General features: G+C 40.1%; 22 protein-coding genes. 10 read left to right on the forward strand and 12 right to left on the reverse strand.

Annotation, left to right across the window (positions count from 1 at the left end; genetic code table 11):
- Positions 1-6: 6 nt before the first annotated feature.
- On the forward strand, positions 7-1,035 hold the full coding sequence (locus FK004_RS11060) for a quinone-dependent dihydroorotate dehydrogenase (RefSeq protein WP_108737316.1): 1,029 nt from the start codon (positions 7-9) through the stop codon (positions 1,033-1,035).
- Here FK004_RS11060 and FK004_RS11065 read toward each other — a convergent pair.
- Both FK004_RS11065 and FK004_RS11070 read right to left on the reverse strand, forming a co-directional pair.
- The gene (locus tag FK004_RS11065) at positions 985-1,713 is read right to left on the reverse strand and encodes a DUF3307 domain-containing protein (RefSeq protein WP_108737317.1); all 729 of its coding nucleotides are present in this window, start codon (positions 1,711-1,713) and stop codon (positions 985-987) included. The genes FK004_RS11060 and FK004_RS11065 overlap by 51 nt on opposite strands.
- Positions 1,710-2,321, reverse strand: coding sequence for a hypothetical protein (locus FK004_RS11070; protein ID WP_108737318.1), 612 nt, complete (start codon positions 2,319-2,321; stop codon positions 1,710-1,712). The genes FK004_RS11065 and FK004_RS11070 overlap by 4 nt, the downstream gene beginning before the upstream one ends.
- Before the next feature lie 253 nt (positions 2,322-2,574).
- Here FK004_RS11070 and FK004_RS11075 point away from each other — a divergent pair, with 253 nt between their 5' ends.
- Entirely contained in the window at positions 2,575-3,438 is an 864-nt protein-coding gene (locus FK004_RS11075) for a beta/alpha barrel domain-containing protein (RefSeq protein ID WP_108737319.1), read from the forward strand.
- Here the strand turns inward: FK004_RS11075 and FK004_RS11080 are convergent.
- From FK004_RS11080 to FK004_RS11095, 4 genes are all read right to left on the reverse strand, one after another.
- Entirely contained in the window at positions 3,435-3,896 is a 462-nt protein-coding gene (locus FK004_RS11080) for a helix-turn-helix domain-containing protein (protein WP_108737320.1), read from the reverse strand. The genes FK004_RS11075 and FK004_RS11080 overlap by 4 nt on opposite strands.
- Before the next feature lie 48 nt (positions 3,897-3,944).
- On the reverse strand, positions 3,945-4,676 hold the full coding sequence (locus FK004_RS11085) for a toxin-antitoxin system YwqK family antitoxin (protein ID WP_108737321.1): 732 nt from the start codon (positions 4,674-4,676) through the stop codon (positions 3,945-3,947).
- Positions 4,677-4,690: 14 nt separating this feature from the next.
- Positions 4,691-5,437: a hypothetical protein gene (locus FK004_RS11090; RefSeq protein WP_108737322.1), complete on the reverse strand. Its 747-nt coding sequence runs from the start codon at positions 5,435-5,437 to the stop codon at positions 4,691-4,693.
- A 79-nt stretch (positions 5,438-5,516) separates the two neighbouring features.
- Positions 5,517-6,362: a toxin-antitoxin system YwqK family antitoxin gene (locus FK004_RS11095; RefSeq protein WP_157956079.1), complete on the reverse strand. Its 846-nt coding sequence runs from the start codon at positions 6,360-6,362 to the stop codon at positions 5,517-5,519.
- Between the two features lie 641 nt (positions 6,363-7,003).
- Between FK004_RS11095 and guaB the strand changes: the two genes are divergently transcribed.
- Positions 7,004-8,476, forward strand: a complete 1,473-nt coding sequence (guaB, locus tag FK004_RS11100; RefSeq protein ID WP_108737324.1) for an IMP dehydrogenase — start codon at positions 7,004-7,006, stop codon at positions 8,474-8,476.
- Positions 8,477-8,532: 56 nt separating this feature from the next.
- On the opposite strand, the gene FK004_RS11105 is transcribed toward guaB, so the two are convergent.
- Positions 8,533-10,773 carry a cation:proton antiporter domain-containing protein gene (locus tag FK004_RS11105; RefSeq protein ID WP_108737325.1) on the reverse strand — a complete coding sequence of 747 codons (2,241 nt, stop codon included), beginning with the start codon at positions 10,771-10,773 and terminating at the stop codon, positions 8,533-8,535.
- Between the two features lie 18 nt (positions 10,774-10,791).
- On the reverse strand, positions 10,792-12,141 hold the full coding sequence (gene purB / locus FK004_RS11110; RefSeq protein WP_108737326.1) for an adenylosuccinate lyase: 1,350 nt from the start codon (positions 12,139-12,141) through the stop codon (positions 10,792-10,794).
- Positions 12,142-12,294: 153 nt separating this feature from the next.
- On the opposite strand from purB, the gene FK004_RS11115 reads away from it, so the two are divergent.
- Together FK004_RS11115 and FK004_RS11120 are read left to right on the forward strand one after the other, a co-directional pair.
- A complete protein-coding gene (locus FK004_RS11115; RefSeq protein WP_108737327.1) occupies positions 12,295-13,533 on the forward strand; it encodes a glycosyltransferase in 1,239 nt (412 codons plus the stop codon).
- 335 nt (positions 13,534-13,868) lie between these two features.
- Positions 13,869-14,168, forward strand: coding sequence for a hypothetical protein (locus FK004_RS11120; protein WP_108737328.1), 300 nt, complete (start codon positions 13,869-13,871; stop codon positions 14,166-14,168).
- A gap of 188 nt (positions 14,169-14,356) precedes the next feature.
- Here FK004_RS11120 and FK004_RS11125 read toward each other — a convergent pair whose 3' ends face one another.
- From FK004_RS11125 to FK004_RS11140, 4 genes are read right to left on the reverse strand one after another with little or no spacing between them, the layout of a single operon-like run.
- On the reverse strand, positions 14,357-15,001 hold the full coding sequence (locus FK004_RS11125) for an endonuclease III domain-containing protein (RefSeq protein ID WP_108737329.1): 645 nt from the start codon (positions 14,999-15,001) through the stop codon (positions 14,357-14,359).
- A 23-nt stretch (positions 15,002-15,024) separates the two neighbouring features.
- Positions 15,025-15,417, reverse strand: a complete 393-nt coding sequence (gene msrB / locus FK004_RS11130; RefSeq protein WP_108737330.1) for a peptide-methionine (R)-S-oxide reductase MsrB — start codon at positions 15,415-15,417, stop codon at positions 15,025-15,027.
- A gap of 17 nt (positions 15,418-15,434) precedes the next feature.
- Positions 15,435-15,944, reverse strand: coding sequence for a peptide-methionine (R)-S-oxide reductase MsrB (gene msrB / locus FK004_RS11135; protein WP_108737331.1), 510 nt, complete (start codon positions 15,942-15,944; stop codon positions 15,435-15,437).
- Between the two features lie 3 nt (positions 15,945-15,947).
- A complete protein-coding gene (locus FK004_RS11140) occupies positions 15,948-16,778 on the reverse strand; it encodes an alpha/beta hydrolase (protein ID WP_108737332.1) in 831 nt (276 codons plus the stop codon).
- Positions 16,779-17,088: 310 nt separating this feature from the next.
- On the opposite strand from FK004_RS11140, the gene FK004_RS11145 reads away from it, so the two are divergent.
- The 5 genes from FK004_RS11145 (at position 17,089) to lon (ending at position 23,945) form a co-directional block, all read left to right on the forward strand.
- The gene (locus FK004_RS11145; protein ID WP_108737333.1) at positions 17,089-17,907 is read left to right on the forward strand and encodes a M48 family metallopeptidase; all 819 of its coding nucleotides are present in this window, start codon (positions 17,089-17,091) and stop codon (positions 17,905-17,907) included.
- Between the two features lie 164 nt (positions 17,908-18,071).
- Complete coding sequence (locus tag FK004_RS11150; RefSeq protein ID WP_108737334.1) at positions 18,072-19,376, forward strand: MFS transporter; 1,305 nt, start codon at positions 18,072-18,074, stop codon at positions 19,374-19,376.
- A 68-nt stretch (positions 19,377-19,444) separates the two neighbouring features.
- Positions 19,445-20,257: a hypothetical protein gene (locus tag FK004_RS11155; protein ID WP_157956080.1), complete on the forward strand. Its 813-nt coding sequence runs from the start codon at positions 19,445-19,447 to the stop codon at positions 20,255-20,257.
- Positions 20,258-20,399: 142 nt separating this feature from the next.
- A complete protein-coding gene (locus FK004_RS11160) occupies positions 20,400-21,296 on the forward strand; it encodes a DUF6252 domain-containing protein (protein WP_108737336.1) in 897 nt (298 codons plus the stop codon).
- Between the two features lie 195 nt (positions 21,297-21,491).
- Entirely contained in the window at positions 21,492-23,945 is a 2,454-nt protein-coding gene (lon, locus tag FK004_RS11165) for an endopeptidase La (RefSeq protein ID WP_108737337.1), read from the forward strand.
- Positions 23,946-23,979: the final 34 nt, after the last annotated feature.

Below are 23,979 nucleotides of genomic sequence, written 5' to 3' on the forward strand. Positions count from 1 at the left end.
CTATCTATGTACAAATCATTACTGCGTCCGGTTCTTTTTAAATTTGATCCTGAAAAAATTCATCATTTTACGTTTTCGTTAGTCCGTTTTACCTATAAGATTCCGGGAATACGCCAATTGCTGAACAGCCTGTATGAAGTGCATAGCCCATTATTGGAAACCGAAGTTTTTGGTTTGAAATTTAAAAATCCAGTGGGGCTTGCGGCTGGATTTGATAAAGATGCCAAACTGTATAAAGAGCTTTCCAACCTTGGTTTTGGGTTCATAGAAATTGGGACATTAACTCCGAAAGCACAGGAAGGCAATCCAAAACAGCGGCTGTTCCGCCTTCGCGAAGACAGTGCAATCATCAACCGGATGGGATTTAATAATGGCGGTGTTTTGGAAGCTGTGGAGCGACTGAGAAAAAATAATGGGGTGCTGATTGGCGGTAATATTGGAAAGAATAAAGTGACCGCGAATGAAGAGGCTGTTTCGGATTATGAGATCTGTTTTGATGCGCTTTATGACGTGGTAGATTATTTTGTAGTGAATGTAAGTTCTCCAAATACACCCAATTTAAGGGCTTTACAGGATAAAGAACCGCTGACTCAATTATTGCAGACACTACAGCAAAAAAATCTGCTGAAGCCGAAACAAAAGCCTATTTTATTAAAAATTGCTCCGGATTTAACCGATGAACAGTTGCTTGACATTATTGATATTGTAAAAGAAACTGGTATTTCGGGTGTAATTGCAACCAATACTACAATCTCCAGGGAAGGATTACAATCGGCCAACCGGGAGGAAATGGGAGGCTTAAGTGGGAAGCCACTTGGGAAAAGAGCGACGGAAGTGATTCGGTTCCTGTCCGAAAAAAGCAATAAATCGTTTCCTATTATTGGTGTCGGCGGTATTCATTCTGCTGATGATGCGCTGGAAAAACTGGAAGCTGGGGCTAGTTTGGTACAACTTTATACCGGATTTATATATGAAGGCCCGGCTTTAATCAAGCAGATTAACCGCAAGATTATTCAAAAAAAACTGGCAAAGTAGAGCTGTTCCAATAGCAACCCCGAAACTGATCAGTGTTCCGATCAGTACATATTCGGTAAGCTTACGATCCCGGGCCATACGAAGATCCCCAAAACGGAAGATGGATTTGGCTCCTAATAGAAAACCAGTAGCTTCGAAATGTCCGGTAAGGATAAAACATAAAACAAATAAACGTTCTAAAATACCGATGTAATTCCCTGTATTTTGTAAGGAATAATCATCGGTATTGTTTTCTGGCGTCCAGATGGAAATGATATTTTTAATCAGGATGGAAGAGGGGTTGGTCAGAAAAAGCCCTGCAGTGCTAATAATCCAGAATTGATTTTGCATGAGGGGCTCCAATTCGAAGTAGTCATGATTCCATAAAAAAGTAATTCCAATGATTACCGCAAGATGCAATGCCTGATCCACCAAAAACCAACGTCTTTTATTCTGAGGATTTTGGTATTCCAGTTTTGCCCAGTCAATTATACCATGTACTACGGCGAGCAATAACGCATACGGCCCAAAATCCAATTCAAAAACAAATAGCCACGCCAGCGCACCATGCAGGAGGCAATGCAGGTATAAATACAGGCTTTTTCCTTTGTTGCGTTCTTTATCCGCAACCCAGGAATTCGGTTGTAAAAGGAAGTCGCCTAAAAGATGTGCTAAAAAGAGTTTGATAAAGAGAATCATACTGTCAAGGTTTTAATTTTTGCAGCGTAAAAGGCATCTACTTCCATGATCAGGTCAAAATTTGCTCTTGATCTCCTTCGGCTTACGGCTGCCTGATTAATATTTAAAAGCATTCCTATTTCTTCCTGTGATAGCGATTGATTCCGAATGGTGGTGATAACAAATTCAGCTGATTGCTGCAGCCAATGGTCCATGATGGTCAATGCCAGGCGAAGCATCAGGTTCATTTCTTTGTCGAAATCAGTAGTTCCGGAATTGACTGTCAGTGTCGTTTTTTGTTTTTTTAGTGTTTCAAATGATTCTCCCGAATGGATAAAAGCAGTCCCATTGCTTTCAGATATTTTTTTTCCGGTATATTTCTTATCTCCAATGCCGATACTCATCCGGACATCCATTTTTAGGCTTTTCAGTAAGGCTTTGATCTCAATAGCAACCAATAAAGCTTCTTCCGGATTGTGTACTTCCAGTTGGAATTCATCACCGCGGTAGATTTCCCAGTCCGTAGGATTTTCCCCAAAAGTATGGAGTAATGCTTTCAATTTCTCGATCCATGCTTCCGAAGGTACTTTGCGGGAATTGATAATATCACCTGTGATTATACTTGTCATGCTTCAAATATAGTTAAATTTTAAATCAATTTTTGTTTTGTAATTGTCTCTAATTAAGAATTTTACCTATATTGGGTATTGAAATGGAGCAATTATATACTACTAAATTACGTAATATATTTAAATATTACCTTATTGTGTAATATATTTAATTATTACCGAATTATGTAATATTTTAAATTGTTTTTTTTGTGTAGGGAATTAACAAAAAACGATTTCGTAAAATCCAATTCTTTAGTATCTTTGGTTCGATATGGAACACGTTAAAATCATCGAATGTCCGAGAGATGCCATGCAGGGTATCAAAGCCTTTATCCCCGCCCAGAAAAAAGCAGATTATATCCAATCCCTTTTACGTGTTGGTTTCGATACAATTGACTTCGGAAGTTTTGTGTCTGCTAAAGCAATTCCTCAAATGCAGGATACAGCCGAAGTACTATCAAAACTGGACCTGTCAAGAACCACCAGTAAATTATTAGCGATTATTGCCAATACACAGGGGGCATCAGCTGCGGCCAGTCATGAAGAAATCCAGTATTTAGGGTATCCTTTTTCAATATCAGAAAACTTCCAGATGCGTAATACGCATAAAACGATAGCGGAATCACTTATTACGCTCGAAGAAATATTAAATATTGCTGACAGCTCGAATAAAGAAGTTGTGGCTTATTTATCTATGGGATTTGGAAATCCGTATGGTGATCCATGGAATGTAGATATTGTCGGGGAGTGGACTCAGAAATTATCCGGTATGGGCGTAAAAATACTTTCGTTGTCAGACACTGTAGGAAGTTCTACTCCAGACGTGATTGATTATTTGTTCTCTAACCTTATTCCTGAATATCCCGGAATTGAATTTGGTGCCCATCTGCACACTACACCCGAAAAATGGTTTGAGAAAATAGATGCCGCTTACAAGGCTGGATGCCGCCGTTTTGATGGAGCCATCCAGGGATTTGGAGGCTGTCCTATGGCGAAAGATGACCTTACAGGCAATATGCCGACCGAAAAAATGCTATCTTATTTTACGACTGTAAAAGCGAATACGGAAACCAGTCCGATGAGTTTTGAGAGTTCTTATAATGAAGCAACAAAGTTGTTTGGTGAATTTCATTAAATAGTCCCGATAGCGATTTTCTTTTCCTTTACATAAGCGGAAGGTGTCATGCCATGTATTTTTTTAAAATACTGGTTGAAAGATGCTTTGTTACTGAATCCGGATTCCATACAAATGGAAAGCAATGAGATCTTTTGTGCTTTCTGGAGCTGTTGATCCAAATGTGTGGTTACTTCCTGAATCCTATAGGTGTTTAGGAATTCATAAAATGTTTTTTTGCCGTATACATTTAGGGCTTCGGAAATATAATGACGGTTGCTTCCCAGCCGAATCGCCAGTACGTCCACATTCAGATTTTTATTTTTATAGACTTTTTGTTCCTTAAAAAGGCTTTCCAGAGCAGTATAAAGTACATTGTGCTGTGTGGCGTTCAATAATAGCTTTCTTTTTGAAATAGGGCGTGGAACAGGCATCGGGAGCTTTTGGTATAATAAAGCGCCAAATATAATAGTAGTCATATAAAGGTATTATTATTCCTGTGTTAAGAAATAGGAACTCTTTTAACTTTAGTTTCTGAGCCGTAGGTCGCGCAGGTCATGGGAAATAATCATATTGTCATATAGGTCTTCTGGGGACAGGAAGTAATCGGTAAGGTCTGGATGTAAAGGGTTATGTGTTATTGTTTTAATGAAAAAAACGATAGTATTCGCGACTATATGGCCTTCGATGATTGTTCTTAGAGTATAGTGTTTTAGTACAATATAATCGGCCTGTGTTCCTTTGTATCCATCGTAATCCATATTCAGTATCCAAAGTGTCCCGTTGCTAAAATGGCCTTCGTGTAATAGGGCCTCGTATAAAAGTGTACCCTTTTCATTGTAGTGCCGGATGGTACCATCCAGGTGCCCTTTGTGTGTGCGATAGGAAAAACGTACTTTGCTATTGGGATAAAAGCGTGTGACCTGTCTACTCTCATTATCCTGAATAATTTCTTCTTGCTGGATGTAGTTATTTACCGCATTTTGAATTTTAGTAATCTTGCCGTTGGTGTAAAAAGTACGAATGTAATGCCGGTTGGAAAAATAAAACCGGGTAGCACTACCATTTTGGGGTAGGTTATTTACAAATGTCAAACGGGATGCTACTTTTCCATTGAAATCATAATAAACGACATCTCCTTTTTTTGTAAGGAGCGTGTCATTGCTTTGTGCATTTAGGAATTGAACCGCTGACAGGAATAACAATAATAGGCTATTTTTCATGGGTAAAATCAATGCTGCCGGGTTTTTCAGCAGCATCGAAGTTACAAATATTAATCTTCCAGCACCACTATGGGCTGGTTATTTTTCAGGCGATCCGTTACCACATCCCGTAACATCCAGTCATGCCAGCTGAAAACATCCTCTATTTCAAGGTCTTCTTCGGCTATTAGACAGTCTTCATGCAGTAGATCTTCCAATAATTCCCGATCAAAAACGGTCTCCGGATCTGTAGTGAAAAATTCTTTGAAGGACATAAAACCATTTGGTTTGTAGTCTTCAATGCTATCTTCATCACAGAAAAAATTGGATACAACTACCTTGTTTTCCTCCAGGAACCGATCGCGATCATAATAATATTCATTGGTAGCGATAAAAGTATGCATGTTGACATGCCCCTGTATGCTTAGGGTTCCGGAATTATTATCGCCCCAAAACAGGCCATGTATGTTCAGGTTGCCACATACGTAAATCTCCTGCCCGCCAACGACAATATTGGCAGCATCCAAATTGCCCAATACAATGAGGCTTGCGGCGTCTTCAGTATTGTTGCACCAGATATTATTGGCCTTCATGTGGCCGGTAACAATTAATTTGCCGATAAGCTGCTCCTGGTTCCTGATGTGGGAAAGAATGCAATGATTGGCCAGTAATGTATCGAGATTAAGATTATGGCATTCGAAATCACCCTCAATTAGAAGTATGGTTTCTGGTGTGCCATTGTTGAGTTTGTTGTGGTTTGCCGCCCAGCTTTTTGGCGGTAAGAGGTCTTCGATTTCAGAAATTTTTTTTAAGTGCATTATAAAAGTAGTATTGGGCTCTGGGGCACAGAGTGTGGTTAAGTATTTTAGATTTGGGAGGGGCAAAGGGAGGAATGGGCTATTCCTGTTCCAGTTTTATAGTTGGTGTGTTGTAACTTTCAAGACTTAGTAGGGTGTTGTCGTATAATTCTTCAGGAGCGATTTTATGGGGCATCATAAATTCAGCGGCTGATGTAGTACTGACAGTAGGTACAGCTATGAGTTGATTGGTTGCATCTTTGATAATACGTACGTAATCAGTCTTTTTAGATCCCGAGTTGGACAGCCAGATTTCTCCGGAGACTAAGGTGCCATCATAAAATTCAGCTTCATAAAGTTTTAGACCTTTTTTTGAATAATAGACCACTTTTCCATCCAGGTAATTTTTAGCTATTTGATATTCAAACTTAGGTTGTTCATTATCGTAAAACCGGGTGACCGTATAACTTTCTTCAAGGTTAAAAATCTGGCGCTCCTGTATTTTGTAGTTTTGGAATGTACTGATTTCATATATTTTCCCAGCTTCGTAGCTCGTTTGTATGAAATTTACAGCAGTGATGAATTCGGTGGCAGTACCAACAATAGGAATGCCTTTTTTATAAAGCACTTTGGAGAAAGGGGCACCGGACTTAGTATAAAAAGTGATTTCTCCTTCCAGTCGATTATTTTTGTACGGCAGATAGAGTTGTAGTATACCGTCCTGATCATAATACGTTTTATGGTGTAAAATGCCTTTTTTGTATTCGGGCTTGCCGAGTTGTGCTGCCTTTGCTATAAAATCGGAAGCATTAAACGTCTTATTTTTGAAAGCTTGTAAGACTTCGGATCCGTTGTCCTTGTCGCTATTGATTTTTGAGGCTTCCCCCTGTGCAAAAAGAAGACTTCTGGGAACTAATAATGCAATTAAAAGTAATGTGTGTTTCATAATGAGTGTAATACTATATTTTTTCTTTCGATCAGGATCGGTTTGGTGTTGATGTAATAAAAAATTAGCCAACTTTAAAAAGGGCTTGCTTCTGGCTCTTTTTAAGTAATGGACAACAACGGAGCATTTAGAAAGAATAACATTCGGGAAAACGATATGTCATACGTTTCGGTTACCGATGGTTATCCAACAGCAATGCAATATAGTAGTGGGTGTTTATGAATGAATTTTAAATCCTTCATAGTAATTCTCTTCTTGATGCCTTGGCGGGGGATGCTTCGGACAGTCAAAAATAGTTGCATAATGCGAACTGGGCGCGAAATTACACATTTATTTATGAAATACCAAAAAGGATGTTTTCTGTATTTTGCTTAAAAGTAAGCCTTATAACAGCGTATTGTTGCAGTTTGTGATTTTGTACTGTATGACAAAATGAGAGGGCAATAGCATATAACATCAATATTAGGATCAGAAAAGAAAGAGGAAGATGCAATTTATTTGCTTTAGACTGGGCGAATTTATACAGCGCAAAACGCTCTTTCCAACACTATTGTTTTATTCTGTAAATAACTGCGGTTTATGTACTTATTTCTCCTGAAATTTACTTATATTTGCACGCAATTTAACTACAAATTGCAACAATGAAAGCACATAACGATAAAATCATCGGTGAAGGATTAACTTACGATGATGTTCTTCTGGTTCCCAACTATTCAGAAGTACTTCCCAGAGAAGTAAGTATCAAATCAAAATTTTCCCGTAATATTACTTTAAACGTACCAATTGTTTCCGCAGCTATGGATACTGTTACCGAAAGCGCAATGGCTATCGCTATGGCTCAGGAAGGTGGTATTGGGGTTTTACATAAAAACATGACTATTGAGCAGCAGGCTGCTAAAGTACGCAAGGTAAAAAGAGCGGAATCCGGAATGATTATCGATCCGGTAACACTGCCTTTATCTTCTACAGTAGCGGATGCTAAAAATGTAATGAAAGAATTTGGCATCGGAGGTATTCCGATTGTAGATGAAGCTAAAGTACTGAAAGGGATTGTTACTAATCGTGACCTTCGCTTTGAAAAAAACAACAGCCGTCCAATTGTAGAGGTAATGACCAGCGAAAACCTGGTTACTGTTGCCGAGGGAACTTCTTTGGAAGAAGCAGAAGTTATCCTGCAAGGCCATAAAATTGAAAAATTACCGGTAGTAAATACCAAATACGAATTAGTAGGACTGATTACCTTCCGTGATATTACGAAACTTACCCAAAAACCAATTGCGAATAAAGATGTTTACGGACGTTTGCGTGTTGCGGCTGCTATTGGTGTAACCGGAGATGCTGTAGAACGTGCAGAAGCGCTGGTAGGAGCTGGTGTAGATGCAATCATTATCGATACGGCACACGGGCATACTCAGGGCGTTGTGAATGTATTGAAACTCGTTAAGAGCAAATTCCCGGATGTTGATGTAATCGTAGGTAATATCGCGACGCCGGAAGCCGCTAAATATTTAGTAGAAAATGGGGCAGATGGTGTAAAAGTAGGAATTGGGCCCGGATCAATCTGTACGACCCGTGTGGTAGCAGGCGTTGGTTTTCCTCAGTTCTCTGCAGTACTTGAAGTGGCTGCTGCGATAAAAGGCAGTGGTGTTCCGGTAATTGCCGATGGTGGAATCCGTTATACCGGTGATATTCCAAAAGCAATTGCTGCGGGAGCGGACTGTGTAATGTTGGGTTCGCTTTTAGCAGGGACAAAAGAATCACCTGGAGAAACTATTATTTTCGAAGGGCGTAAATTTAAATCCTATCGTGGAATGGGGTCAGTAGAAGCGATGAAAGAAGGATCTAAAGACCGTTATTTCCAGGATGTAGAAGATGATGTTAAAAAACTGGTACCGGAAGGAATTGTAGGAAGGGTACCTTATAAAGGGGAACTGAACGAAAGTATGCTGCAGTTCATCGGTGGATTACGTGCCGGTATGGGCTACTGTGGTTCTAAAGATATTCCAACCTTACAGGAAACAGGGCGTTTTGTACGCATCACGGCCAGTGGTATCAATGAAAGCCATCCACATGACGTTACTATTACAAAAGAAGCACCGAATTATTCCAGATAATAAGCCGTATAGCTCATATAAAAAAAGCCTGAAATTATTTTCAGGCTTTTTTTATATCACGCAGGAAATACTTCTGCTATTCTTTTTTTGTCTCCAACAATCCATAAAATGTCGTTTCGTTCCAGCATGAGGTGTGATTCCGGATTGAGGATCCGTTCCCCGTTCCGTTCGATACCAACAATGAGGCCGCCGGTTTTTTCACGCAGCTGGGACTGTCGTATGTCTTTACCAATGAATTCCTCATCGGTAAGCTCAATTTGGCGTAAAACGATCTGGACATCTGCAACTGATTTGGGAATTTCAATTTCGTTTTGATCCAGGTAGGATTTGAAATTCTGAACCTGTTCGTCACTACCGATGACACAAATTTCATCACCTGGGAAAAGACGCTCATTTCGGGTGGGAACATAAATCATGATTTCCCCCCTTTTAATAAAGGCAATATTAACGCCCAGTTCTTCCCGTATTTTAAGATCCTGCAATTTTTTTCCGGCAAGATTGGATTCTTTGGCAATCATAAAATTAGCCATGTGTCCATCCCAGGGGGTAAGGTCATTCCTGCTTTTTTGGGCTTCTGCAATTTCACGATCGTGGAAATTTTTCAGGAAGTGTTTTTCAATCCGGTAGTATTGTGCATGCAGTTGTTTGGGCAAAAGAAAATACACAGACATTGCTACAACCAGTGCAATAAAGGCCACTATAGGCGAAAAGAAATTATTAAGCAGAAATCCTACAAAAAAGAGTGCCAATGCAATGCGGATAAAAATCAGCATTAGTAAAGGGCCACGATATTTGCGTTCTTTTTCCAGGGCTTCCATTGCTTTGTCTGCTAATTTCCGGAAGGATAAAGCCCAAAGGAATGGGGCTAATATAATTAAGGTAATGAGGGCACCGGCAGCATTTCCAAACTTCGAATCAGCAACCATTGGCAAAATATACCTGTTGGAAAGCAGAATGATGGCAATGATAATAACAGAGTTGATAACGATTTGAATCAATTGTGCCTTTAGTACCAGTTGCCAGTTGCTTTTGGATTTGAGCGACTGGGAGTTTGTACTGTAATTGGCGATATTGGAAACCCATTTTTCGGGTAATAATTGTTCTATTTTATTGTACACCGGAATCGACATCTTGATCATGAAAGGCGTCGTGAATGTGGTTACGGCAGATACAGCTACTACAATGGGGTAAAGAAAGTCACTGGTCACATTGAGGGTCATACCCAATGTTGCAATGATAAAGGAGAATTCCCCGATTTGCGCCAGGCTCATACCGGATTGTACCGATTGTTTTAACGGTTGTCCGGAGATCAATGCGCCGGCAGTAGTACTGAATGTTTTTCCAAAGATTGTAATCAGCGTAATGATAAGTACCGGAATGGCATATTCTACAAGGGCATCCGGATTGATCAGCATCCCGACGGATACAAAAAAGACAGCACCAAAAAGATCTTTTACTGGTTTTATAAGGTGTTCAATACGTTCTGCCTGTGTGGTTTCGGCAATAATGGATCCCATGATAAACGCACCCAATGCAGGTGAAAACCCGGCTTTGGTAGCTAAAATAACCATCATAAGGCACAATGCTAATGAGGTTATCAACAGGGTTTCTTCATTGAGTAGGTTTTTTGCCTTTTTCAATAAGGTAGGGATAAAAAAGATACCACCGATAAACCATAAGATCAGGAAAAACAGGAGTTTTAAAACGGATTCGACCAGTTCGGAGCCGGAAAACTGCTGGCTGACGGAAATAGTAGAGAGAAGGACCATGAGGAGAATGGCTACGATATCTTCAACAATCAGGGCACCAAATACAATTCCGGCAAACTTTTTTCCTTTGACATTTAATTCGTCAAAGGCCCTTAATATGATGGTAGTGGAGGACATGGATAAAATTGCCCCCAAAAAAATACTGTCCATTTGGGACCAGCCCATCCATTGACCGGTCAGGTAGCCCAGGAATATCATCGTGACAATCTGGGTGATAGCAGTAATCGAGGCAGTGCCGCCGACTTTCATGAGTTTTTTAAAACTGAATTCAAGCCCCAGGCTGAAAAGGAGGAAAATAACCCCAATTTCAGCCCAAACCTCAACGCTGTGTATTTCCTTTACAGAAGGAAAAAAAAGAAAATGCGGACCAGCTAAAAATCCGGCTACCAGGTACCCCAAAACGAGGGGCTGCCTGATTTTTTTAAACAGTAAAACCGAAACTCCGGCAGTCATTAGTATTAAACCCAAATCGCTGATTAAAGGATATAAGTGATGTGTAGTATCCACTAATTGTTCTACAGGGGTCATAGGCGTTTTGCTGTTTTTTTATGTTGTAATCCCTAAGTAATTGCTGGGAGTAATATGTAATAATTCTTTTTTGATCGCATCCGATACATCCAGTGTATTGATGAAATTGTGGATTGCTTTTTTGTCAATCGCTTCATTAGTACGGGTTAGGCCTTTTAGGGCTTCGTACGGATTTGGATATGCTTCTCTTCTCAGGATGGTCTGAATTGCTTCTGCTACTACAGCCCAGTTTTTTTCCAGGTCTTCTGCAAACTTATCAGCATTCAGCAATAATTTATTCAATCCTTTGAGGGTCGCTTCAAAAGCAATCAGCGTATGGCCAAACGGCACACCAATATTTCGCAATACCGTACTGTCCGTTAAATCGCGTTGCAATCTGGAAATCGGTAATTTTGCAGATAGGTGCTCAAAAATTGCATTGGCAATACCAAGATTTCCTTCGGAGTTTTCAAAATCAATAGGGTTTACTTTATGTGGCATAGCAGAAGAACCAATTTCACCCGCTTTGATTTTTTGCTTGAAATATTCCATTGAGACATACGTCCAGATATCACGATCAAGGTCGATGATAATGGTATTAATACGTTTCAGGGCATCAAAAAAGGCAGCAAAGTGGTCGTAATGCTCAATCTGTGTGGTAGGATAGGAATGTTTAAGGCCTAATGTGCCTTCTACAAAATCACCACCGAATTTTTTCCAGTCAATCTGTGGGTATGCCACGTGGTGTGCATTGAAATTTCCGGTCGCACCACCAAATTTAGCCGCAAACGGAACATTGAAAAGCAGGCGCATCTGTTCTTCGATACGTTCTACAAAAACACCAATTTCTTTTCCCAAACGGGTTGGAGAAGCCGGTTGGCCGTGAGTTCTGGCCAGCATCGGTACATCGGCCCATTCCGTGCTTAGTTCTTTTAATCGTGCTACCACTGCAATCAGGGATTTCAGGTAGACATTTTCAAAAGCTTCTTTAGCAGAAAGTGGAATTGCGGTATTATTAATATCCTGGGAAGTAAGCCCAAAATGGATGAATTCTTTATAGGCTGACAATCCTAACGCTTCAAAAGCATCTTTGATGAAATATTCCACCGCTTTTACATCGTGATTAGTTGTCTTTTCGGTTTCTTTGATGGCAGTGGCATCTGCTTCTGAAAAATCAGTATAGATTTTACGCAGTGGGCCAAAAAAGGAAGGGTCAACATTTTTCAATTGAACCAACGGTATTTCGCATAAAGCAATGAAATATTCTACTTCGACCTGTACCCGGTATTTGATCAGTGCAAACTCTGAAAAATAAGGAACAAGGGATTCCGTTTTGCTTCGATAACGACCGTCAATAGGCGAAATAGCGTTTAATTCGTTCAGTAACATAAGTAAATAGATGTGTGTTTTTTATAATATTGCGAATATAACGTTTCTGGGTGAAGTATAAAAGTCTGGAGGATTGATATTTTGAAAAAAACCGCCTGAAAACGTATTTTATTTTAAAATGAATAGCCGTATTTTGCAACACAAGCAAAAAACATGGAAACCATCCCAAAAATACTGATTATCGGGTTCGTATGGCCTGAACCGAATTCTTCTGCAGCCGGCAGCCGGATGTTACAGCTGATCGCTATTTTCAGGGAACAGGGCTATGATATTACTTTTGCCAGTGCAGCGGCAGATAGTGATTTTATGGCAGATATTACAACGCTTGGGGTACATAAGGAATCGATAGTGCTCAATTGCAGTAGCTTTGACCGTTTTGTGCAGGAACTGAATCCCTCCATTGTGTTGTTTGACCGTTTTATGAGTGAAGAGCAGTTTGGATGGCGTGTGGCTGAAAACTGCCCGGATGCGCTTCGCATACTGGATACCGAAGACCTTCATTGCCTGCGGCTTGCCCGGCAGAAAGCAGTGAAGGAAAACCGGGAATTCCGGGAAGCTGACCTGTTTTCGGATACTGCCAAACGGGAGATTGCAAGTATCTACCGTAGCGATTGTACACTGATGATTGCCACGGAAGAAATGACCATTTTACAGCAGCAATTCAAAATTGATTCTGCCCTTTTATACTATTTGCCCTTGTTTGCAGAAGTAGATGAAGCGGCACAGGATGCATGGCCGGATTTTGAAGAACGTTCCGATTTTATCTTTATTGGCAACTTCCTTCATGAACCCAATTGGAATGCGGTACAATACCTTAAAGAAACTATTTGGCCACTGATTTCGAAAGAATTACCAAAAGCAGTTTTGAAAATCTATGGCGCGTATCCATCCCAAAAAGTGCTGCAACTCCATGCCCCGAAACAGCATTTTCTGATTGAAGGGCGGGCCGCTGATGCGTTGCAGGTGGTACGCAATGCGCGGGTTATGCTGGCTCCCTTGCGCTTTGGAGCGGGAATTAAAGGTAAGTTGCTTGAAGCGATGCAGTGTGGTACACCCAGTGTGACCACTACGATTGGTGCTGAATCAATGCGTGCAGGGGAACCTTGGAATGGAAGTGTGGTTGATGATCCAAAGGAATTTGCGGCAGCGGCAGTAGCCTTGTATCAGGATGGGGCAATATGGCAGCAGGCACAGGAAAATGGAATTACTATTTTAAAAACGCACAATAATAAGGCTTTATATGTTCCGGATTTTATAACGCGGATCAAATTGCTGCAACAGGAATTGAAAATGCACCGGCACCATAATTTCATCGGTTCGCTATTACAACATCACACGCTAAATAGTACCAAATATATGGCCCGTTGGATTGAGGCTAAAAATAAACCTTAAGCTTTTAGGGAGTACTTCTCGCGTGAGGGAGTGCAGCGGCATCCTTTTGGGCCTGTACAAAATATTCTTTTTCCAAGATGAGGATTGCCCAAAAGATACAGCGGAAAGCCCGACCTGCTGCGGGAGCCAATAGAAAGCTCCCGCAGCAGGGGACGCCCACACCCCGATGCTACACTATTCCCCGCAATTCCACATTGTTTTTTGGCAAATAATTATCAGTGCTGTTTCTTTTTTTCCTTTACTTTAGAGGTGTTCGTAGTGAAATAGTGGGCTGTTGTGATTTATCGGCATCATTTTTATACTACAGTAGTGTTTAACCCCAAAAAATAAATAGGATGAAAAAGATAGTAGTATTGGCGCTTTTAGCCTTCGGATTGCAGATGAATGCAGGAACTGTAGGGTCAATTGTTTTCCCACATAAAGCACACCATCAGGAGAAGCAATACAAAAAAATAGAGGTGTCTGAAGTTTCCAAGGAAGCGTTGGCGCAAATTAAAAAACATTATGGAAATTACCAGATTTCTGAAGCAGCAGTAGCGGCAGATGGAGAATACAAACTGGTATTGGTTAAAGATAATATGCCCACAACGGTTACTTTTTCTGCGCAGGGAGAAATGATTAAAATACTTAATTAAAGGTAAAAGGTGAGAAGTAAAAGGTAAAGTGTATGTGTATTCGATAGTAGTTACGCAGACAAACAGGCTTACTACTAATCCTTAGTACAGCCTTATACAATAAAAGCCGGAAGTTCCGGCTTTTATTGTATAACAGTTTTTTTTTCTTATTTCAGCATTTTGTCCTCTTTCATTTATCGCTTACCTCATTATTGCCGTTTCCCCTGGCAAAAAGCACAATGCTCCTTTACCGGGCATAATTCATGTTTGGGATGGGTGGGGCGGCAAATGTCACGCCCTAAAAAAGACATGGCCATTCCTATTTCCTGCCACATCCTTTTGGGTAAGGCCTGCATCAGTTCTTTTTCGATTTTATTCGCCTCCTTGCTTTTGGCAATACCAAGGCGTGGTGCTACACGGACTACATGTAAATCGACCATGATTCCTTCGGGTGGTACTCCGGCCTCTCTTAGGATCACATTCGCTGATTTACGGCCAATACCTTTCAGTGCCGTAAGTCCCGACATTGTAAGCGGAATATTTTTATCCTCCTGTACCGTGTCTGCAATCTCTAATAACCATCCTGCTTTATTATCAAAAAAACGAACTTTTCCAATCAGGGGTTCCAGGGTTGATTTGTCGGCTTTGGTAAGGGATTTCATGGTTGGGAATTTTTTAAACAACTCCGGTGCCAGTTCATTGATATGCTTGTCAGAATCCTGTGCAGAAAGCACCACCATTACCATCAGTTGATAAATGTTCTGATAGTCCAGTGGATGTTTTTGGTCTTTGTATTTTTTGATCAATGGCGCTAAAGCCTTTGCCCAGTCGGTACTTTCCTGAAATAAATCCATTGCTTACAGGTTTTAGGATGGTATTATTCTTTAAAATCTACAGAAAGTGAATTTACACAATAGCGTTGTCCGGTTGCGGTAGGGCCATCATCAAAAACATGCCCCAAATGGCTGCCGCAATTGGCACATAAAATTTCAGTACGGATCATGCCGTGTGCGGTATCTTTGATGTATTCGACTTTTCCGGGAATGGACTCGTCAAAAGAAGGCCAGCCACAGTGTGCATCAAATTTGACATTGCTCTCAAATAAGGGTTCGCCACAGGCACCACAGCAATAGGTCCCTTTTTCGTAATGGAGGTTGTATTTTCCCGAATGTGGAAATTCGGTTCCTTTGTCACGTAATATTTTATAGCGTTCCAGTCCCAATTCGGCTTTCCATTCTGCTTCGGTTTTGTGTATCGGATAATCTTTCATAGTGCTACGATTTAAAATTATTTTTTGGCAGGTATAAATTTAATGGAAACGGAATTAGTACAAAAGCGTTTTCCGGTAGTTTCTTGTGGACCATCATCAAAAACGTGTCCCAGGTGGCTGCCGCAACGGGCGCAATCCACTTCGGTACGTGTCATTCCCAAGGTATAATCCTGGACATAAACGACCGAACCTTTTATGGCCTGGTCGAATGAAGGCCAGCCACAATCCGAGTGAAATTTCGAATTGGAATGAAAAATGACATTGCCGCAGGCGGCGCATACGTAGTCACCTTTTTCAAAAGTGTTGACATATTTTCCCGTGAAAGCGCGTTCAGTTCCTTTATTACGAAGGACTTCATAGGCTTCGGGAGATAATTCCTTACGCCATTCGGCATCGGTTTTCTGCACGGCAAATTGTTTTTCTGGCGTAGCTTTTTTAGTAGCCGGAGCATTTGTTTTCTTTTTGTCCTGTCCGGTACAGGAAGCGATAGCAAAGGCAATCAGGATAATGGCGATACTCTTTTTCATGGTCTATTTTTTTAAAAATTGGATACATCTTCGAATGACATCGGCATCGCCAAGGATTTTTCTATGGCCAAGCCCTTTGGTGATAATCAGTTCCCCGTGTTGCAAATTGGCGGCAATGTGCTTGGAAGCTGCAACGGGAACATCCTTATCGTCGGTGTCGTGAATTACTAATATCGGAATAGTAAGTTCCTTACCAGCCATATACGCAGAATAACTGTTGGTGGTTTCCTGTAGCCGTTTTTCCAGTTCTGCTTTCATCGCATGGAAAATTTTGGTATTCAGTTTCAGCTTGCGTACAAAATCCTTTAGGATATCGTCTACGACATCTCCACTGCCGATAATCACAATCTTACGCACATTCAACCCTCTTTTTGCGGCATTCAGGCAGGCCATTGCGCCGAGGGAATGACCTATAGCACTATCAAACGGGCCATATTTTTCCTGAAGGTATAAAATAGTAGTGACAAATTCTTTCATATGGCTGGTAGTACCCGGTGATTTACCGTGTGCGGGAGCATCAAAACTTAAGGTGGAATAGCCAGCTTCAAGCAATTGCTCGGCAATTCGGGACAATTGTGTACCGCGACCTGACCAACCATGTACTAATAGTATTTTGGTAGGGCTTGTGCCATAATGGTATAGATTTACTTCCTTGCTCAAAGCCGGAATTGTAATTAATTCCTGTCTGCTGTTGGCATCCATTGCAAGTTCCCGGTTTGGCATTGTATGCTTTAGTGGTGTGGTAAACAACTTAAGGGCAAAGTCGGTTGTCAGCTTTGTGGAGACAAGGGAAAGTGCTTTAGCCAGATACAATATCGATTGCGGGGTTTTCATAAAATGGATTGTAAGATTGTTCTGCAAGTTAAGCCATAAATCGCAGTTATAATTCGGCCAGAAATATAAAAATATCTTAATTCTGATCGGTTGTATCTTCCTTAAAAACTGTTTTGCAGTGTGAAGAAATTGGAAGTCCAACAGTACGAATACTGACAGATATTGCATTTGTTGTCCATAAGACATGAATGCAATAGTAAATACAGGCGTAACGGTAATAATAATCAGGCTATCAGTTCATTGTATTCTCGTCTCGATTTAATTTGATAGTAATCAAAAAAGCTTTAATTTTAACTAAAAAACTACTACTATGAAAAAACGTATTTTAATCCTTCCGATCCTGTTATTCGGGATAATTTATTCCTGTGCGACAAATCCTTTTACGGGAAAAAGTACCTTGGCGTTGGTATCCGACTCCACTATTTTTCCTTCTGCTTTTCAGCAATACAATCAGTTTATCAAAGAGAATAAAGTGATTACCGGTACGGCTGATGCCAAACGTGTAGAGACTGTAGGGATGAAAATTAAAGCGGCTGCCGAAAAATACCTCAATGCTACAGGAAATAAAGGATACCTGAAAGATTATGCCTGGGAATACAAGTTGGTCGAAAGTAAAGAAGTCAATGCATGGTGTATGCCCGGTGGTAAGATTGTTTTTTACACCGGAATATTACCAATCACCAAAGATGAAACCGGTATGGCGGTTGTAATGGGGCATGAGGTGTCACACGCCTTATTGAATCATGGGCAACAACGAATGAGTACCGATCTTTTACAGCAACTGGGGGCTGCCGGAGTTTCTGGAGTTGTTGGGAATAAAAGTGCACAAACACAGGAATTAGCTATGCAGGCATATGGGGCAACGACACAATATGTAGTCACATTACCTTTTAGCAGAAGCCAGGAAAGTGAAGCCGATAAGATTGGGCTTACCCTGATGGCAATAGCAGGATATAATCCGGATGCTTCGATTGCTTTTTGGGAGAGAATGTCTGCGAATTCCGGTGCCGGAGCACCTCCGGAATTTATGAGTACACACCCATCCAACGCGACACGTATTGCCAACCTGAGGAAATTAATTCCCGAAGCCAAGGCAGAAGCTGCAAAATTTGGTGTTGTTTTTAAATAATTCAGAATCCAAAAAATAATGAAAGCCATCCACTTCGGGTGGCTTTTTTGTTTGTCCTGACATGATGTCCTTACCGGAAAGCGAATATTATATTATGGTAATAACTGTGCTTTTTTGTTAATAGTATGTAAAAAATAAATAAATTCGCTCCAAAAAAATACAAGATGAGCAACTTACAAAGAGGAGATAAAAAACTTTTGAATGCATGGGCATTTTATGATTGGGCCAATTCTGTTTATAGCCTTGTGATCGCTTCAGCCATTTTTCCAATTTACTATGCTGCTATTTTTAAAATTAAAGGCATAGAACAAATTACAGTTTTTGGCACTGAATTTAAAAATACCGCCCTGATCAGTTTTGTAACAGCTTCCGCTTTTTTGATGGTGGCCATCATTTCTCCTTTTTTATCCGGGATTGCCGATTATGCCGGAAATAAAAAGTCATTTATGAAGTTTTTCTGTTACCTGGGTGCGTTATCCTGTATTGGATTGTGCTGGTTTGATCTGGAGCGTATTTATCTGAGCCTTTCCTTTTATTTCTTCGGCCTTATTGGCTTTTGGGGTAGTCTTGTATTTTATAATTCGTATTTGCCCGATGTGGCTTTTCCGGAACAACAGGATGCCTTGAGTGCTAAAGGTTATTCTATGGGATATATCGGTAGTGTCGTGCTATTGCTGTTCAATCTGGCCATGGTGATGTCTCCTGAAACATTCCATATAGGAGGAGAACATCCTGCGGTGACGGCCATGCAATACTCCTTTGTCTCGGTAGGGATCTGGTGGATTGTATTCAGCCAGTATACCTATTACTACCTCCCGAAGGGAAATGGCGGTAATAAAGTTACAAAAGATGTGTTGTTTAATGGTTTTCGCGAACTAAAAAAAGTGTGGGTATTGTTGGGTGAAAACGTAACACTCAAAAAATACCTCACCAGTTTTTTTGTGTACAGTATGGCCGTACAAACGGTAATGCTGGTTGCTACTTATTTTGGGGAACAGGAGATTGCCTGGGAAAATGACGATCACAAAACGATGGGGCTCATCATCAGTATATTGGTCATTCAATTAGTGGCCGTAGCTGGGGCAATCCTGACTTCAAAGGCTTCGGATCGCTTTGGGAATATCAAAACCCTGATTTTTATCAACTGTATTTGGGTGGTGATTTGTATCTGTGCTTATTTTGTCACCCTTCCAGTACACTTTTATATTACTGCCGGTTTTGTAGGATTGGTAATGGGTGGAATACAGTCATTATCCCGTTCGACCTATTCAAAATTATTGCCGGAAACAAAAGATACAGCTTCCTTTTTTAGCTTTTATGATGTTGCTGAGAAAATAGGAATTGTCATTGGAATGTTGATTTATGGCCTGATCGACCAATTAACAGGTAGTATGCGAAATTCAATAGTGTTTTTGGCATTATTTTTCATCGTAGGAGTATATCTGTTAAATAAAGTTAATAAAAAGTAGTCAATAGGGGAATTAATAGGATGGAATCATTTATTTTTGGAGCCATAAAACCTTATAATTCAACTATCATGAAAAAAACTACTTTATTGGCTTATTGCTTTCTTTTGGTAACAGCCTTTTCTTTTAACTCCTGTGATACTGAGAATATCGATCCTGCCGTAGTAGATAACAATGTAAATCCTGATCCCGAAGGAGGCGTCTCAACAGGGGATTATTGGCCGATGACATTAAATAATCAGTGGGTCTATAAGAGAAATGGTGTTATTCAGGAACCAATGAAGATTATTGGTACGGAAACTATTAATGGTAATCTGTATTATAAGTTTGATAATTTTGCAATGATCCAGGCTGAAATAGAAGAAGGAGAAGAGGCCGCAGAAAGCATCGTCCATGTTCGTAAGAATAATGGGAATTATTATACCCGATCGGTTATGGTTGCCGAGGTGCCGGAATTTGGAATACCAAATTTTGAAATGCCTGCTCCTGTGCCTTTTGAGTATATTATATTGAAAGATTATGCTGCTGTAGGACAAACCTGGTCAGAACAAATCTCACAAAATATCGATATTGTTTTACCGGAGGGATTGCCAATAGCTGAGCTGCACTTAGTATCAACTGTTAGAGCACAGACTATGATTGTTGGGAAAGATATCGCTATTTCCGTGAACAACGTGAATTATACTGATGTAATAAAGGTGAGGGTTGTTTATACTGGAACGGTTACAGGATTGCCTGCAGGATTTCCGACACCTCCACCAGTAGTAGTAACAAACTATTGTTGGTTTGCAAAAAATCATGGTCCTATTAAGATGCAAACAGAAGCCGTACCCCAGATGAGTCAGGAATATAATAGTGAGCTCATCTCCCATGTCATTAATTAAATTAAATTATAAGAATCTGCCTGTTAAGGCAGATTTTTTTATTTAAAAGCATTTGTTTTTAACAGTTTAGTTTTTGAATGTGTTTTGAAAAATAAATTTTAAGACTATATTTGGAAGAATTTTGCACTAAACAAACGAACCTATGAAAAAAATAAATGTATTACCGGTACTTGTACTATTTTTGACCCTTTTAGGGTTTAATTCCTGCGATAACGAGAGTTTGGATCCTGCTATAGTGGTAGGTGGAGAAGTAAATCCGAATCCAAATCCAACGGGTGGTATTCTGCAGGTAGATTTTGATAACCAAACCTATGTTTCCAGTACAACCCAGGTATACATAAGCGCAGGAACAATACAGGTATTGGCAACCAATAGCCAGGGAACCGTTGGATTTATTGTGTCAGGAACAACAGTTGGAACCTATAATGGAGATGATATTTTATTTGGTTATACCCCTACAGGTGCTGAGAATAGTTATACCAATGTAGGAAGTACAGCTCCGGCAGTTCTTACCATAACAGCTATTAATACCACAAACAAGACCATTTCCGGAACCTTTAATTTTACCGGTGGATTGGGACTTGATGCTGCTGAATCCAAAGTTTTTACGAATGGGGTTTTTACGAATCTTCCTTATGTATCCGAAAATCCTACGGGTGATACTTTTTTTGCAAAAGTAGACGGAACCGAATTTGTAGATGATGATATTTTTGTAGTAGTTTCAGAAGTAAACGGTGCAAGTCAAATTAGTATCCAGGCTATTAATGCTGACGATAACACATTAGCAGTGAATTTAGATCAAAATATTACTGTTGGGACTTATGCTATTACAGGAACTAATGTGGCTACTGATAAGGCGAGAGGACGTTATGAAGTAGGGGAGACGACTAATTTTGCTAATTCAGGCACAGTGACAATTACAGAAAAAACGGCATTGCGCGTTAAAGGAACATTCAGTTTTAATGTAGGGCCTTTCTCGGGAGGAACCACAACCCATACTATTACTGAAGGCGCTTTTGATGTACAGTACGGAGAATAATAAAAGACAAGCTTAAACTAATTAAAATCCCGTTTAGCGGGATTTTTTTTATGGTATAGAAATTGCTTTTACACCGTTGATCTATCAGGACTATTCTTTTGTTTAGGCTGATATTCAATCGTATAATTGTTTTATTTGTAGCATTTTACCCAGTGAAGCAATTAATTACTAATGACAAAATGACCTTAATATACTATGTCAAATCACAAAATACTTAATATTGACAATTTGTCACAACACGAATTTGATACTGAGGCTGAATTAATCCCCTTAATGACTCCGGAAGATGAGGAGGAAATGAATAATGAAAAGCTGCCGGACGACTTACCTATATTGCCTTTACGTAATACTGTTTTATTCCCGGGAGTTGTAATTCCAATTACTGCCGGACGCGATAAATCGATTAAATTGCTAAATGATGCCAATGCGGCAGGAAAAGTCATTGGGGTGGTTTCCCAGAAAGATGAAGATGTAGAGGAACCAACACCTTCAGATATTAATATGGTGGGAACGGTAGCCCGTATCTTACGCGTATTAAAAATGCCTGATGGAAATACAACAGTAATCCTGCAGGGAAAAAAACGTTTTGAAATTGATGCCATTACGTCAGAAGAACCGTATATCAAAGCCACTATTAAAGAATATGCCGAAGTACGCCCGTTGGAGGATGACGTAGAATTTAATACGATTATTGAATCGATTAAAGAACTGGCAATACAAATTATTAAAGAGAGCCCAAATATTCCTACTGAAGCGACTTTTGCCATTAAAAATATCGAAAGTAATTCTTTCCTGATCAATTTTGTGTCTTCGAATATGAATTTGTCTGTGAAGGAAAAACAGGACTTATTAATGATTAATGATCTGAAGGAACGAGCGCTGGAAACATTGCGCTACATGAATTTAGATTTACAGAAACTGGAACTTCGCAATGATATTCAGTCAAAAGTACGTTTTGACCTGGACCAGCAGCAACGGGAGTATTTCCTGCAGCAGCAGATGAAAACCATTCAGGAAGAACTGGGTGGTGTCTCTCATGAAGAAGAAATCGAAGAGCTGAAAGCAAAAGGAAGAACTAAAAAATGGAATGAAAAGACCAAAACGCATTTCGATAAAGAAGTATCGAAAATGCAGCGTATGAATCCGCAGTCTCCAGATTTTGGAATCCAGCGGAATTATCTGGAACTTTTTGTGGAATTACCATGGAATGAATTTTCAAAAGATAATTTTGACCTGAAAAGGGCTCAGAAAATATTAGACCGTGATCATTTCGGACTGGATGATGTGAAGAAAAGAATTATTGAGCATCTTGCCGTACTGAAACTGAGAAACGACATGAAATCGCCGATCCTCTGTTTATACGGACCTCCGGGTGTCGGGAAAACGTCTATCGGTAAATCGGTGGCGGAAGCATTGGGACGTGAGTATGTTCGTATTTCATTGGGAGGGCTTCGTGATGAAGCGGAAATCCGTGGCCATCGTAAAACGTATATTGGCGCAATGCCAGGGCGTATTATCCAAAGCCTGAAAAAAGCAAAAACAGCAAATCCTGTTTTTGTACTGGATGAGATTGATAAATTGTCACAAGGTAATAATGGAGATCCGTCTTCTGCTTTATTAGAAGTATTGGATCCGGAGCAGAATAGTGATTTTTATGACAACTTCCTTGAAATTGGTTTTGACCTTTCGAAAGTGATGTTTATAGCGACTTCAAATAGTATGACTACGATACAGCCTGCACTTCGGGATCGTATGGAAATCATTGATATGACGGGTTATACTATTGAGGAAAAAGTGGAAATAGCACGTCAGCACCTGTTGCCGAAACAATTGAAAGAACACGGACTGACCAGTAAAGACCTTACTGTTGGAAAAAAACAACTGGAAAAAATCGTTGAAGGGTATACCCGTGAATCCGGCGTAAGAGGGCTGGAAAAGCAAATTGCAAAAACCATACGTTATGCTGCGAAATCAGTAGCGATGGAAGAGGAATACAATAAGAAACTGACAGACGAGGATATTATCAAAATTTTGGGCGCTCCAAGAATGGAACGCGACAAATATGAAAATAATGATGCTGCCGGTGTAGTAACCGGGCTTGCCTGGACGAGTGTTGGTGGGGATATTTTGTTTATTGAGTCGATATTGTCCAAAGGAAAAGGAGGACTGACGTTAACAGGGAATCTTGGGAACGTGATGAAAGAATCAGCAACCTTAGCGATGGAATACATTAAGGCAAATGCCGAAAATTTGGGTATTGATCCGGAAGTTATGACCAAATACAATGTTCATATCCACGTGCCTGAAGGAGCTACTCCTAAAGATGGGCCAAGTGCCGGTATCGCAATGCTTACCTCTTTGGTATCTTCTTTCCAACAGCGTAAAATCAAGAAAAGCCTGGCCATGACGGGGGAAATCACCTTACGCGGAAAGGTATTGCCTGTGGGTGGAATCAAAGAAAAAATCCTGGCTGCTAAAAGAGCCCGGATTAAAGAAATCATATTGTGCCAGGAAAATAAAAGGGATATAGATGAAATCAAACCTGAATACCTGGAAGGATTGACATTTCATTATGTCCGGGAAATGAGTGAGGTTCTTGCTATTGCCATTACCGATCAAAAACCAAAGAATTTTAAAGTACTGGATTAAAAATCCGGTTTTTATATACATTTTTACTCAGATA

Origin of the sequence: Flavobacterium kingsejongi, from assembly GCF_003076475.1 — a bacterium.
GTDB classification, from domain to species: domain Bacteria; phylum Bacteroidota; class Bacteroidia; order Flavobacteriales; family Flavobacteriaceae; genus Flavobacterium; species Flavobacterium kingsejongi.

Excerpts from the sequence above, each read along its gene's own strand:
- FK004_RS11060 (WP_108737316.1), top strand. The coding sequence starts at position 7 with ATGTACAAATCATTACTGCGTCCGGTTCTTTTTAAATTTGATCCTGAA.
- FK004_RS11065 (WP_108737317.1), bottom strand. The coding sequence starts at position 1,713 with ATGATTCTCTTTATCAAACTCTTTTTAGCACATCTTTTAGGCGACTTC.
- FK004_RS11070 (WP_108737318.1), bottom strand. The coding sequence starts at position 2,321 with ATGACAAGTATAATCACAGGTGATATTATCAATTCCCGCAAAGTACCT.
- FK004_RS11075 (WP_108737319.1), top strand. The coding sequence starts at position 2,575 with ATGGAACACGTTAAAATCATCGAATGTCCGAGAGATGCCATGCAGGGT.
- FK004_RS11080 (WP_108737320.1), bottom strand. The coding sequence starts at position 3,896 with ATGACTACTATTATATTTGGCGCTTTATTATACCAAAAGCTCCCGATG.
- FK004_RS11085 (WP_108737321.1), bottom strand. The coding sequence starts at position 4,676 with ATGCTGCTGAAAAACCCGGCAGCATTGATTTTACCCATGAAAAATAGC.
- FK004_RS11090 (WP_108737322.1), bottom strand. The coding sequence starts at position 5,437 with ATGCACTTAAAAAAAATTTCTGAAATCGAAGACCTCTTACCGCCAAAA.
- FK004_RS11095 (WP_157956079.1), bottom strand. The coding sequence starts at position 6,362 with ATGAAACACACATTACTTTTAATTGCATTATTAGTTCCCAGAAGTCTT.
- guaB (WP_108737324.1), top strand. The coding sequence starts at position 7,004 with ATGAAAGCACATAACGATAAAATCATCGGTGAAGGATTAACTTACGAT.
- FK004_RS11105 (WP_108737325.1), bottom strand. The coding sequence starts at position 10,773 with ATGACCCCTGTAGAACAATTAGTGGATACTACACATCACTTATATCCT.
- purB (WP_108737326.1), bottom strand. The coding sequence starts at position 12,141 with ATGTTACTGAACGAATTAAACGCTATTTCGCCTATTGACGGTCGTTAT.
- FK004_RS11115 (WP_108737327.1), top strand. The coding sequence starts at position 12,295 with ATGGAAACCATCCCAAAAATACTGATTATCGGGTTCGTATGGCCTGAA.
- FK004_RS11120 (WP_108737328.1), top strand. The coding sequence starts at position 13,869 with ATGAAAAAGATAGTAGTATTGGCGCTTTTAGCCTTCGGATTGCAGATG.
- FK004_RS11125 (WP_108737329.1), bottom strand. The coding sequence starts at position 15,001 with ATGGATTTATTTCAGGAAAGTACCGACTGGGCAAAGGCTTTAGCGCCA.
- msrB (WP_108737330.1), bottom strand. The coding sequence starts at position 15,417 with ATGAAAGATTATCCGATACACAAAACCGAAGCAGAATGGAAAGCCGAA.
- msrB (WP_108737331.1), bottom strand. The coding sequence starts at position 15,944 with ATGAAAAAGAGTATCGCCATTATCCTGATTGCCTTTGCTATCGCTTCC.
- FK004_RS11140 (WP_108737332.1), bottom strand. The coding sequence starts at position 16,778 with ATGAAAACCCCGCAATCGATATTGTATCTGGCTAAAGCACTTTCCCTT.
- FK004_RS11145 (WP_108737333.1), top strand. The coding sequence starts at position 17,089 with ATGAAAAAACGTATTTTAATCCTTCCGATCCTGTTATTCGGGATAATT.
- FK004_RS11150 (WP_108737334.1), top strand. The coding sequence starts at position 18,072 with ATGAGCAACTTACAAAGAGGAGATAAAAAACTTTTGAATGCATGGGCA.
- FK004_RS11155 (WP_157956080.1), top strand. The coding sequence starts at position 19,445 with ATGAAAAAAACTACTTTATTGGCTTATTGCTTTCTTTTGGTAACAGCC.
- FK004_RS11160 (WP_108737336.1), top strand. The coding sequence starts at position 20,400 with ATGAAAAAAATAAATGTATTACCGGTACTTGTACTATTTTTGACCCTT.
- lon (WP_108737337.1), top strand. The coding sequence starts at position 21,492 with ATGTCAAATCACAAAATACTTAATATTGACAATTTGTCACAACACGAA.